Source organism: Acinetobacter sp. 802_lipA (genome assembly GCF_058242885.1).
In genome coordinates this window covers 2,190,815-2,203,825 of the sequence record NZ_JBZAYP010000001.1, presented here as the reverse complement: position 1 = coordinate 2,203,825, position 13,011 = coordinate 2,190,815, and the positions used below count along the sequence as shown (strand labels likewise).

Annotated in this window: 9 protein-coding genes and 1 pseudogene; 6 read left to right on the top strand and 4 right to left on the bottom strand. The window is 43.0% G+C overall.

The genetic code is table 11. The annotated features are described in order from the left end of the window. Positions 1–74: 74 nt before the first annotated feature. Positions 75–533, top strand: a pseudogene (locus AC4CU3_RS10780) (transposase); the annotation flags it as partial. A gap of 60 nt (positions 534–593) precedes the next feature. On the opposite strand, the gene AC4CU3_RS10775 reads toward AC4CU3_RS10780, so the two are convergent. Further along, positions 594–1,424 (bottom strand): inositol monophosphatase family protein, encoded by an 831-nt coding sequence (locus AC4CU3_RS10775; RefSeq protein WP_004691373.1) that lies wholly within the window; start codon positions 1,422–1,424, stop codon positions 594–596. Positions 1,425–1,540: 116 nt separating this feature from the next. Next, positions 1,541–3,442: a 1-deoxy-D-xylulose-5-phosphate synthase gene (dxs, locus tag AC4CU3_RS10770; protein ID WP_419381022.1), complete on the bottom strand. Its 1,902-nt coding sequence runs from the start codon at positions 3,440–3,442 to the stop codon at positions 1,541–1,543. A 305-nt stretch (positions 3,443–3,747) separates the two neighbouring features. Here dxs and ribA point away from each other — a divergent pair, with 305 nt between their 5' ends. Beyond that, positions 3,748–4,350: a GTP cyclohydrolase II gene (gene ribA / locus AC4CU3_RS10765; RefSeq protein WP_058870370.1), complete on the top strand. Its 603-nt coding sequence runs from the start codon at positions 3,748–3,750 to the stop codon at positions 4,348–4,350. 60 nt (positions 4,351–4,410) lie between these two features. Here ribA and hemN read toward each other — a convergent pair whose 3' ends face one another. Then, a complete protein-coding gene (gene hemN, locus AC4CU3_RS10760; protein ID WP_279044466.1) occupies positions 4,411–5,775 on the bottom strand; it encodes an oxygen-independent coproporphyrinogen III oxidase in 1,365 nt (454 codons plus the stop codon). A 266-nt stretch (positions 5,776–6,041) separates the two neighbouring features. Between hemN and hemF the strand changes: the two genes are divergently transcribed. The 3 genes from hemF to aroE all read left to right on the top strand — a co-directional run bounded on the left by hemF (position 6,042) and on the right by aroE (position 8,365). After that, entirely contained in the window at positions 6,042–6,983 is a 942-nt protein-coding gene (gene hemF / locus AC4CU3_RS10755) for an oxygen-dependent coproporphyrinogen oxidase (protein ID WP_205667558.1), read from the top strand. A gap of 286 nt (positions 6,984–7,269) precedes the next feature. After that, entirely contained in the window at positions 7,270–7,476 is a 207-nt protein-coding gene (locus tag AC4CU3_RS10750; RefSeq protein WP_010327619.1) for a hypothetical protein, read from the top strand. A gap of 100 nt (positions 7,477–7,576) precedes the next feature. Further along, positions 7,577–8,365 (top strand): shikimate dehydrogenase, encoded by a 789-nt coding sequence (gene aroE / locus AC4CU3_RS10745; RefSeq protein ID WP_279044469.1) that lies wholly within the window; start codon positions 7,577–7,579, stop codon positions 8,363–8,365. Between the two features lie 43 nt (positions 8,366–8,408). On the opposite strand, the gene AC4CU3_RS10740 is transcribed toward aroE, so the two are convergent. After that, positions 8,409–10,826, bottom strand: coding sequence for a hypothetical protein (locus tag AC4CU3_RS10740; RefSeq protein ID WP_010327621.1), 2,418 nt, complete (start codon positions 10,824–10,826; stop codon positions 8,409–8,411). A 231-nt stretch (positions 10,827–11,057) separates the two neighbouring features. On the opposite strand from AC4CU3_RS10740, the gene AC4CU3_RS10735 reads away from it, so the two are divergent. Then, entirely contained in the window at positions 11,058–12,881 is a 1,824-nt protein-coding gene (locus AC4CU3_RS10735; RefSeq protein WP_279044473.1) for an acyl-CoA dehydrogenase C-terminal domain-containing protein, read from the top strand. The last annotated feature ends 130 nt before the right edge of the window (positions 12,882–13,011 follow it).

Below are 13,011 nucleotides of genomic sequence, written 5' to 3'. Positions count from 1 at the left end.
GTTCCCACTTGTTTTTAAGTCAGGACTAAATTAAGGCTTATAGGACGAATTCATAAGGTGTGTTCAGCGGACGCTTACGTTACATTACATCATTAACAGATTCTAAAGTTTATCCATTCAAAGACCTTGCAATGCTTTATATCCAGCGTTGGGAAATAGAAATGTGTTATCGGGAAATTAAAAGTGATTTACAGGATGCAAGGATTTTAAGAAGCAAACAACCTGATTTGGTCTATCAAGAATTGTGGGGGGTATTTATTGCATATAATATCTTAAGAAGACAGATGAGGTTTATCGCTGAACATGCAAAGGTGAGTCCTTTAAGGATCAGTTTCCATGTTGCATCTATGAGTATTATCAATATCTTAAGGCACACACCTTTAGAATCAGCAGGAAACCTACCCAAACATTTAGCGCAATTATTTGAACAATCTAAAATATTTGTATTACCTGAAAAAAGGCAAAGGCAATGTCCGCGAGTAGTGAAAATTAAAGCACAAAAATATCCAAGAAAATGCCAGTCAATTTCTTAACTGACTGGCATTACTCTTCTGAGGGCTTTTTCAATGTCTTAAAGCACGATCTGCATGTTATTACTTAGCAGCTTCACCCCAAGCAGGTACAACTGCTTTCATCAGAGGTTTCAACATTTTCATAGAACATGCCAGTACTTGGCCATTTTCCATAGATTCGCTACCACCACGTGCATCAACCACTGTGCCGCCCGCTTCTTTCACTATCAACTCGCCTGCTGCGATATCCCAAGGCTTTAAGCCAAGTTCGAAGTACGCATCGAAACGACCTGCTGCAACATATGCCAAATCTAATGCTGCAGAACCTGTACGACGGTATTGCGCGCCAGCTTCAGTCACATTTAACAATGAATCAAAATGATTTTTTGCATAAGAAATCACTTCACCATTACGTTTTGCACGGTAAGCATGCCCCACAGACATGAATGTATTTTCAAGGCTGTCTTTCACATTTACACGAATACGGCGTTGGTTCATCATGGCACCACGACCACGACTTGCAGAGAACAACTCATCTTTCACAGGGTCGTAAATCACGCCGTGTTGAGTAATGCCTTTATGTTGAACTGCAATAGAGATACAGAAGTGAGGAACACCGTTAATGAAGTTTAGCGTGCCATCAAGTGGGTCGATGATCCAACACCAATCTGCGTCGTGACCTTTACCTTCTTGAAAACCAAACTCTTCACCAAGGAAGCTGTGATTTTTATAGCTTTTACGTAGGGTATCGATAGCCAATTGTTCCAAATAACGGTCTACACGCGTTACAGGACCATCAATTCCTTTTTCTTCGACTTGTAGATCGAGCTTATGACGATTTTGATGCGCTTTTAAAAGCTCTTGACCGACTAATTGAGCCGCACGCGCAGCCATCACCACCATAGGTTCCATTGAACACCCACTACAATTTGAAGATATTGATAAAGAATAATGCATAAAAGCCTGCGCATCTTATCAAAGATCGGGGCTTTTAGGGAAAAAATGTTTCTAAAATTTAAAAACGGTGCTTAAACCATGTGTACAAGTTTTGACCATGCTTGGCGCACCGAGCTTTCAATGCCTTCTGCATCTAGTCCCGCCTGATGCAACATTTGCGCATGCGTGGCTTGATGCATGAATGTATCCGCTAATCCGAGATTTAACATCGGTTTCACGATTTGAGCTTGTGCCAAATATTCATTGACCGCACTGCCCGCACCCGCCATCACCGCATGTTCTTCAACCGTAACAAATAAAGCCGTTGATGGTGCTAAAGTCGCTATCATCTTTTCATCAAGCGGTTTAACAAAGCGCATATTCACCACACGAACCGCCAAATCTTGTTCAGCTAATTTCTGTGCTGCCTCTACTGCGGCCTGAACACGACTACCAAAAGCGAGAATGCTAATAACGTCGTCTTGGGCATCATTAAAGCTCGCTACAATTTCAGCCTGACCAATTTCCATCGGGGTCATCTGTTGTTGAATTTCAACACCCAAACCATTGCCACGCGGGTAACGCACTGCAGCAGGACCATTATATAAATAAGCAGTATGCAACATTTGACGACATTCATTTTCGTCTTTTGGCGCCATAATCACCAAATTTGGTACGGTACGCATAAAGGCATAGTCATAGGCCCCAGCATGAGTCGGGCCATCTTCACCCACCAAGCCTGCACGGTCTATACCAAAGGTAACATCTAGGTTTTGCAGGGCCACATCATGAATCAATTGATCGTAGCCGCGCTGCAAGAAAGTCGAGTAAATGGCCACCACAGGTTTTAAGCCTTCACACGCCATGCCCGCCGCCAAAGTCACGGCATGCTGTTCTGCAATCGCGACATCAAAAAAGCGCTGTGGATACTGTTTGGCAAAACCCACCATACCTGAGCCTTCGCACATGGCAGGGGTAATTGCCAGTAAACGCTCATCTTGTGCCGCTTCATCACATAACCATTGACCAAAGACATCTGAATATTTGGGCGCAGTTTGTGGAGCAGACTTGGCATTTATTTTGGTTATCGCGTGATATTTGATTTGGTCAGCTTCAGCAGGTGCGAAACCTTTGCCTTTTTTGGTATAAACATGAATTAAACGTGGCCCTTTACGTTTTTTCAATGCGGTAAAGACTTGTGTCAACTGCTCAACATCGTGCCCATCAAAAGGCCCAAAGTAATCAAAACCAATCGCTTTAAATACGTTGTCGGCCGCATCTGTCGCTGCGCTATGTAAGCGCGAGTTATAGATCCATTCAGGATGTGACTGTACATAAGCTTCGCCATCCGCCGAAATATTAATGGACTGACCACTTTCCCAAATTGAAGCCAAATGTTTAGCAAAACCACCTGTGCTGCATGAAATCGACATATCATTGTCATTCAGCACCACCATCAAGTCCGCATCATGCGCGACTGCATCGTTCATAGCTTCAAAGGCCATACCCGCTGTCATCGCCCCATCGCCAATGATAGCGACCACTTCACATGGATTGTTTTGATAACGACGTGCCAGCGCCATACCTAGGCCTGCTGAAATCGCAGTCGAAGAATGTCCAACCCCAAAGGTATCAAATACCGATTCATCACGCGCAGGAAAGGCAGCTAAACCATCTTTGGCACGAATCGTTGTGAGCTGTTCACGGCGGCCCGTTAATACTTTATGCGGATAAGCTTGATGACCGACATCCCAAATTAAGCGGTCATTCGGCGTGTTAAAGCAATAATGTAATGCCACGGTGAGTTCGACTACACCGAGGTTTGCACCAAAGTGCCCCCCACTTTGTCCTGCGGCATACAGAATAAATTGACGTAGCTCGTCTGCCACTTGTGCTAATTGACTTTGCTCAAGCGAGCGAAGTTGTTGAGGATGATCAATCGTATCCAACAACGGTGTTACAGGGCGATGAGCTGGTATTTCTGTATACAACATAATATGGCAAAGCCTTCTAAAGCCTGGCAAATCTAGCTAGGTCAAATGGGTAATTCGATCATATCGTCGAATGCTATCACCTTCAATCAGCCATATTTCTAGCGATGCAGTTTTGAGCAGTGCTCTCACTGGGTGTTCGTTTAGTGCAGGTGATTATCCTGAATAATCTTACTATTTATCAACTATTATCGTTCGCTTTATACAAAAAAGAAAATCTTCTGCATAAATTCATGGATGCAATTCTACCAATGTCGATGCATTACGCTATACTTTAGCCAATTTCTGAACTATTTACAGGTTTAACTGTGCCTATTGAATTTGTTGCCACATCCCGTTTACCGACTGCTTTTGGTGAGTTTAACATCACCGTATTTCAAGATCCTAAGACCGGTGAAGAACATGTTGCACTCTCAAAAGGTTTGGATCAGCCGATCACAGAACCCGTTTTAGTCCGTGTTCATTCTGAATGTCTCACGGGCGATGCCTTTGCGTCCTTGAAGTGTGACTGTGGTCCACAATTGCAAGCCACACAAAAACTGATCAATGAAGCTGGGCAAGGCGTGATTCTGTATTTGCGCCAAGAAGGTCGTGGCATTGGGCTGACCAATAAAATTCGTGCTTATGCGCTACAAGATCAAGGGCATGACACAGTTGATGCCAACCTAATGCTCAATCTCCCTGCCGATGCGCGCCGTTATGACATGGTCAGCATTATGTTGGATCATCTCAATATTCAACAAGTCCGTTTGATTACCAACAATCCATTGAAGATTGCAGCACTGCAAGAGCAAGGGATCAATGTGGTAGATCGTGTGCCTTTGACGGTCGGTTTAAATCCTTTCAATGAAGAATATTTAAAAACCAAGCATGAACGCATGGCACACTTGTACAAGAAAGATGATTTTTAAAATTTGAAAACATACTCTAAGCCTGCTTGAAAAAGGCCAGCTTAGAGCGCTTTAATGACATTAGATGGTCATTGAGAAAATACGACTCTCGGGTCGACGGCGTTTTAACTGCAAATCGAACGCCATACAAATATTGCGCACAAAGGCTTTACCCTGCTCAGTCACTCGTAAACTCTGTGGCCCAATCTCTAATAAACCATCGTCCCGCATTTCTTCCAGTTGTCCCAAGACCTCAGCCAATTCAGGAAATTGCATATCTGATTCTGCCCACGACGTCTGAAAGCTACACATCAAATTTAAAATGTGACGACGAATCATCAGATCTTCAGCACTTAAAATATGCCCACGATAGACCGGAAGTTCATTGTTTTCGAGTCGCGTATAATAATCTTCGAGTTTTTTTTCATTTTGCGCAAAGCTATACCAGCTATCGCTGATGGATGAGATACCTAAACCAATCATCACTTGGGTTTTTGATGCGGTGTAACCCATAAAATTGCGATGCAAAGTGCCTGCCTGAAATGATTGGTACATCGCATCACTTTCTAAAGCAAAATGATCCATACCAATTTCATGATAACCCTGTGCCAGTAATTTTTTCTTCCCTTCTTCGTAGCACTGCCGTTTTATTTCATCTTTCGGCACATCATGGTCTTTAAACCCACGCTGTCCGTTGCCTTTGATCCAAGGCACATGTGCATAACTATAAAAAGCCAGACGGTCTGGGCGTAAACGCTTGGTTTGATCAATGGTGTTGAGCACATCATCCAAGTTTTGAAAAGGCAGACCAAAGACCAAATCATGTGAAATTGAGCTATAGCCTATTTCACGTGCCCACTGTGTCACTTGCTCGACATGTTCAAAAGGCTGTATCCGATGAATGGCTTTTTGTACGATTTCATTATAATCCTGTACCCCATAACTAACACGGCGAAAGCCCAAGTCATACAAGGCTTGCAAATGCTCCCGTGTGGTATTGTTGGGATGCCCTTCAAAGCTAAACTCATGCTGCTCGGCAATCTCTGCTTGCGCAAGGATGCCTTCAATTAACTGAGTTAAATGTGCTGGAGAAAAGAAAGTGGGCGTTCCTCCACCCAAATGAATTTCTTTAATGCGCGGTTTGTCTTCAAGCAAGTCACAATAAAGAGACCATTCCTTTAAAACCGCCTGAATATAAGGCTGCTCCATCTCATGTTTTTTGGTCACGCGTTTGTGGCAACCACAAAAAGTACAGAGACTTTCACAAAAAGGCAGATGAATATACAGACTTATGCCTTCAGTCGAATTCGATTCAGCAAACGATGTTTTCAGCGTCTGTTTCCATTGCTCTAAAGAAAACTGCTCCTCTTCCCAATACGGCACCGTTGGATAACTGGTATAACGTGGACCAGGAACATTGTATTTTTGAATCAATGAATCGCGCATATTTACCATCAGCTCTTCCGTATTCAGAAGATGCAGCCTATTCTGCATCGCCAAACTCGGGTCTGTACTTTGGTTATTCTGCTGAGCTTAGAATCAGAATTCAACCTAGCGAATTGGTCAGGTTATTTTCGAATGGCAGCATTTCATTTTTGAATTGCTTCACAACATCGAATGCTGCAGTAGGACTCTTCGGAAAATATTCTTAATCTTTTTGCTGTTTTATGTTTTGATGTAGGCAGTTTTCATCTTTTTCCATGAGGCTTTTCATGCAGCACCCAACGTCTGCGGATATCCAACGTGTTCGCGAATTTCTTCTCGACTTACAGGCTCGTATTTGTGCCGCACTTGAACAACAAGAACGTGCTGGTGGCGGGACTGCGCAGTTTGAAATAGATGATTGGGAGCGTCCTGAAGGCGGTGGGGGTCGTTCACGCGTACTGCAAAATGGTACGGTGATTGAAAAAGGTGGAGTGATGTTCTCACACATCAACATTTCTAAACTCCCCGCTTCAGCGACTGAGCGCCATCCGCAAATTGCAGGTGCCAAAGCACAGGCCATGGGTGTTTCTTTAGTGATCCATCCAAAAAATCCAAATGTCCCGACTTCACATGCCAATGTGCGCTTATTCGTGGCTGAAAAAGAAGGTCAAGACCCAATTTGGTGGTTTGGAGGGGGCTTCGATCTCACTCCATTTTACCCAAATGATGAAGATGTGCTGTCATGGCATCAGACAGCACACGACTTGTGTGCTCCCTTTGGCGCTGAAATCTATGCCGAACATAAACAATGGTGTGATGACTATTTCTATTTAAAACACCGCGACGAACAACGTGGTGTCGGTGGATTGTTCTTTGATGATCTCAATCAATGGGACTTTGAAACCTGTTTCCAATATATCCAAGCCGTGGGCAATGGCTATCTGAATGCCATTCTTCCGATTTTCCAGCATAACCAAGACAAGCCTTATAGCGAGGCGCAACGCGACTTTCAAATCTATCGTCGTGGTCGTTATGTCGAATATAACTTGGTCTATGACCGCGGCACGCTCTTTGGTTTACAAACAGGTGGCCGGATTGAGTCGATTTTAGTGAGCTTGCCGAATTTGGCGGGTTGGTCATATCGACCTGAATGGGAGGCCGATTCTGCCGAGAAAAAATTGACCGACTTTTACCTGAAACCCCAAGATTGGCTCAAGCTACTCAAATAGACACACAGGCTTACAATTCTATATCCCCCACGCATGCCCTTTTCACTAGATTAGGGCAGCCTATCCATTAAATTTTATATATTTCCCGATCAATTCCCCGTAGAATAGCTACTACACAAAGCGTCATTTCTTTGCATTTATTAAAGCATTGTCACAGGTTTAAAACAGCAATTGGGTTCTTTTAAGTTCGCAAAAACCGTAAGCTAAATTAAGTCATTTTCAATGTATTCATTTTAATGACATCAATATTTAGTATCCTCCTTTGCTGTTCTCTGAGGTCCCAAACATGTTCGCAAAAAGAGTTAGCTCAACCACCATGGTTCTTTTCTGCTTTGCTATTGTGTTGCTAAGCTCGATCAGTACCACTATTTTTTCTGAAAGTGCATTTAATGACAATGCATCCATCAGCATCACCGTATTTGCAGGTATCGGCTTAACCCTGACCGCAGCAAAATTATTGTTTGATGCGATTCATAGCATCTGTAATCCATAAGCCTCCTTTCTTTTTTCTGTTGATAAAAAACCACTGAATGCTTTAGCCTGCGTGTAATTTGCCGTATATTGAACAGCATTTCTCACATGGATTTGGTGCGATGAGCAAACAATTCGCTGTCATTGGCAACCCGATTGAGCAGTCTCGCTCACCTGAACTTCACCATGCGTTTGCACAAAAAATGGGGCTCGACCTCAACTATAGTAAACGTCTTGCCCCGCTCGATGGCTTCCTCGCCAACATCCAAGAATTTTTCTCCCACGGTGGCATAGGTCTAAACGTCACAGTTCCATTTAAAGAACAAGCCTTTGCAGCCTGCGCAGTCCTCACTGAACGCGCTAAAATCGCAAAAGCAGTCAATACGCTGTGGATGGTCGATGGTCAATTACATGGTGATAACACCGATGGACAAGGATTAGTCGATGCCATTCGCGCGTTGGACTGGAACTTAGACCAGACAGATGCACTGATCATCGGTGCAGGTGGTGCAACTCGTGGCGTCATTTATCCACTGGTCCAAGCAGGGGTGAAAAAAATTGTGATTGCCAATCGTACCCTTGCCCGTGCTGAGCAACTGGTTGCTGACTTAAAAACAGCTGTACCGCAAGCCGAATTGCAAGCCATCGGCTTAGATGCGCTCGAAGGTCAGTTTGACTTGGTGATTAACGCAACCTCTGCCAGCCTAAGCGGCGATGCCCTCGTTCTGCCAGAAACACTCCAGTTTCAACATGCCTATGAAATGGCCTATGGCAAACCCTCAACCTTTTTAGATCAAGCCAAAGCTCGCGGCGTACCCACCTCAGAAGGCTATGGCATGCTGGTTGGTCAGGCGATTGAATCTTTTTCGATTTGGAATGGCATCAAACCGAACCTGAAAGATTTTTTATAAGCACAAATAAAAAAGAACCTCCGCAGAGGTTCTTTTTTTCAGATTAGTTCATGTGTTTCTGTACGGCTTTATAGGTCTCGTAATAGGTCGAGTCGCTAAAGAAGTCGTCATGTTCAAGTTTCAAACCTTGCAACGATTTTTCTGTCAATTGACCCTTTAAGTCATCTGCAAATGCTTTAGCAAAGACTTGTGCAGACTGAGTCAAATATGCAGTTTGCTCTTGGTCAATCTCATAGGTATCGGTAAATTTATCTTGATAGACCTGAGCAAAAACCGCTTGCTTGGTTTTGTATTTCTTCGCCAAATCCTTCCATTGCTGATTTTCTTGTACATCTTCCAGTGCATCATTAACGATATTGGCGATACTTTCACCCAACTCATCAAAGTCTTGTTCGTGTTGTAAAGCATGTTTTTGACGTAACTGATTCAGACGTTTAAGTGCTGCACCCTTCGGCTCTGCAACATCCATGAACTCGTAGGCATACACTTCTGAAATTTCATTGATGGTCGCTGAGCTATAGTAACGAATATACTCTGGACGTTGTGCGGCAAACATCAAAGCAAATACCGCTTGATACGCTTTAACTTCAGAATGCTGACGTGCATAGCTTTGCTGCGCTGCCTGCTGGTAATAATCTGAAATAGCCTTAGGTAATTCTGTTGTACTTGATGATGCGCTCTCTACACTTGATGAATCTGCACCTAACGGGCCCAGCATGCCTTTCACTACATTTTCCAGCAGTGAACCTTTAGATACTTCCTCAATCGATTTGGCATTTCTTAAAGCTTGACGGTCAATGGCGGTCGCACTGCCATAATTAAACACCTGATTGGTGCTCTTAATTTGTAGCTTACCAATTTGCTCATCGCTAATCACAATGTTGTAATCCATGTTTTGCGCACGACCTTTTTGGTCGAGTCCAACATCCATCACAAACGGTGAACGCTCGCTACCCAGCTGTGCCATGATCGGTGTAATTTCAGCCTGATGTTTTTGCCAAAGTTGTTTAAAGCTTTGTGCGTCTACCAGTTGCTCTGTTTGATACGCGCTAAAGAGTGGTTTCAACTCTTCCAAAACATTGGTCGCTGCTTGTCCAAAAGTCTCTTCATCTACAGATTGATTGGTTACTTTAGGTGCAAGTACATCAATATCTTGATAATCACGGCATGCGGTCACTTTACCAATAGGAATGTTCTTGCTGTTGATGAGCGCATCGCAAGCTTCTTCAGATAGAGTATTTGGTGCTGCAGAAGCAGTCACTTCAGTTGCTGTCTCATCAGCATCTTCTGTCGCGGCCTGCGCATAAGCCACATCTGCTTCTGCATCAACCGTAGCATCGGCAGCGGCATCTACAACAATGTCTTGTTCATCGCTCTGCCCATAACCACTCAAATTCTGCATTTTTTGGTTCACCAAATGACTGACACGTTCGAGTGAATCATAGGCTGGGTCTTCACTTGCGCTACTTGCAGCAATCTCTGCTTCTTTCGCCGCCTGCATTGCATCTTCCGCTGCGCTTGGTGTTTTTGCAGCATCCTCAATCAGACGCTCAGCATCAAAAGCTTGTATCTGCTGGGTATAGTGCAGTTTATTGACGTATTCAAACAAGCCCAATTGTACTTGTGCTGTTTCTAAGTCACCCATATAGCGAATTTTTTTGCTTAGGCCTGCTTCTTTTTCTGACTTGCTTAAATCAACACTATGCACTTGATTTGGCTCTGCCAAAGCATATGGCAGTGCATTCATCTGCTTTAAGTATTCAGCAAACTTTTTAAAATCGATATTACCGAATGCTTCTTTATGCTTAGAAAAGTCAATATAGGCAAAGCGATCCTGACTTTCACGATTCACCATGAACGGCATAAAGGCAAAGTAGTTGGTGTAAAATTTATAGTCATTAAAATCAACCACCATCGGCAACTGTGCTTGCACTTGTAGGGTTGGTTTTTGATAACTTAACTGCAAAGTTAATGCCGCCAATTTTTGACGGAAATGCACAGAACCTTGATAACTAAACTGTAAGTCATTGAGTAAATTTACCAAAGATTCTGCGATTTGAACCTTAGCAGAACGTGATTCTCCACTGCTATACAACGATGCATACGGATTTTGTTCACGCGCAAGTGCATCATATAAGGCTTGTTTTTCTTTGGTGGTAAAGGAAATCTTTTGATTTTTTAATAGTTGATCTAATTGTTTTTTCAGCTCTGGATCTAAATTCGTCCCATTTGAGTGGGCATTGGACTTGGAATTTGGCTTGGACTCATTAAAATTAAAGTCAGATTGAATAGAGAACTGACCTTTAAAATCATAGCTGGCATTTTCAAACATGGCATTAAGGCCTTGAGTGGCTTGTTGTCCGAGCTGCTGATCTGAAGAGGCATTTGATTTAATGACATGCTGAGTACACCCACTGATACTCAAACCCAATAAACAAAGTGTTATATATTTTAAGCGCATAATACTTGCTGAAAACCTGAGTTAATTATAGTTTATTAAAAAAGTACATAATCAAAAGACCATCGAGTCAGTGTAACAGAACTGTCTTTTTTGATTGATGATTTTATCTACCAATTCGCCTTTCTGACATTTTCTCAAGTCGGATCTATCAATGTATTTTGATACGATGTATGAATAATGAAATGATCGATTTAAATAATCCAATACTATTTCTAAATTAGGATTACACACATGCCTGCATATAAAGCTCCCTTACATGATATTCGCTTCTTAATGAATGAAGTGCTGGACTATCCTGCACATTATCAAACCCTATCGAATGGTGAAGCTGCCGACGCTGATACGGTAGATATGATCTTAGAAGGCGCAGCAGATTTTTGTGAAAATATTTTATCTCCTTTAAACCAATCGGGCGATGAAGAAGGTTGTACCTTCGACAATGGTGAAGTAAAAACACCAAAAGGCTTCAAAGAAGCTTACGATCAGTTTGTCCAAGGTGGCTGGCAAGGTTTGTCTTTCCCTGAAGAGTTTGGCGGTCAGAACCTGCCACAATCATTAAACCTAATTAAATCGGAAATGATGGGCACAGCAAACTGGTCTTTCCAAATGTACCCAGGTTTAAGCATCGGCTGTATGAACACCATTTTACAGTTTGGTACAGACGAACAGAAAAATCTGTATATGCCGAACTTAGTGGCAGGTACATGGTCTGGTACCATGTGTTTAACTGAACCTCAGTGTGGCACCGACTTAGGTCAAGTAAAGACCAAAGCAGAATTAAATGCCGATGGCACTTATAACATCTCAGGCACCAAAATCTTCATCTCTGCAGGTGAGCAAGATTTAACTGAAAACATCATTCACATCGTACTTGCTCGTCTTCCAGATGCACCTGCAGGTACCAAAGGAATTTCACTGTTCATTGTGCCTAAATTCTTGGTCAATGCGGACAGCAGCCTTGGTGAACGCAACCCTGTGACCTGTGGTTCAATTGAACATAAGATGGGGATTCGTGCTTCTGCAACCGCAGTGCTGAACTTTGACAATGCTATCGGTTACTTGATTGGTGAGCCAAACAAAGGCTTACATGCCATGTTTACCTTTATGAACACCGCACGTATCGGTACGGCAATTCAGGGTATTGCACATGCTGAGCTTTCTTTCCAAGGTGCACTTCCATATGCCAAAGAACGTATGTCGATGCGTGCACTTTCTGGCAAAAAAGACCCTGAAAAAGTGGCGGATGCCATTATTCATCACGCTGACGTTCGCCGTATGTTGCTAACACAAAAAGCGATTGCTGAAGGCGGTCGTTCAATGATTTATTATGCAGCGCAAATTGCCGACAAAATGGCCGATGCGCTTGAACGTGGCGATACTGCTGCATTTGAAGCACATGATGATCACTTAGGTTTCTATACTCCAATTTTAAAAGGCTTCTTAACTGAATTAGGCTTGGAAGCTGCAAACCACGGTATGCAAGTCTATGGCGGTCATGGCTACATTAAAGAATGGGGCATGGAGCAAATTGCACGTGACGCACGTATTGCGACACTATATGAAGGTACAACAGGTGTTCAAGCACTGGACTTGATTGGTCGTAAAGTACTTCTGACCTCTAAAGGTAAAGTAATTCGTGACTACACTGCTGAAATTCTGAAATTCTGTGGTCAACATGCTCGCAACAAATACATGCGCCGTTTTGCTTGGGACTTAACTAAGCTTTGCGCGCAATGGAATGCTTTAACTGTTCGTATCATGCTGGCGGCTCGTAAAGACCGTGACATCGTGTCATCTGCATCTGTCGATTTCTTGATGTTCTCGGGCTATGTAATGATGGCTTACTTCTGGGCTCAACAAGCGGCTGTAGCTTCTGCTAAATTGGCATCTGGTGAAGGTCAAGAAACACCTGAATTCTACAAAGCAAAAATTAAAGTTGCAGACTTCTATTTCGAACGTTTATTACCACGTACCCAAGGACATGCTGAAGCAATGGTCAATCCTTCAAAAACCATGACTTCTTTAGTACCTGAACACTTTAGCTTTGACTACTAACTAACAGTATTAGACCCATAAAAAGAGCGCCTAGGCGCTCTTTTTATTTCCTGTCTGACCTTAAAATTCAACTCCCCCTGTAATTTCCCCTTCGCTCCAATTTTCTGGCCTCATACTTAACCTGAGTTCG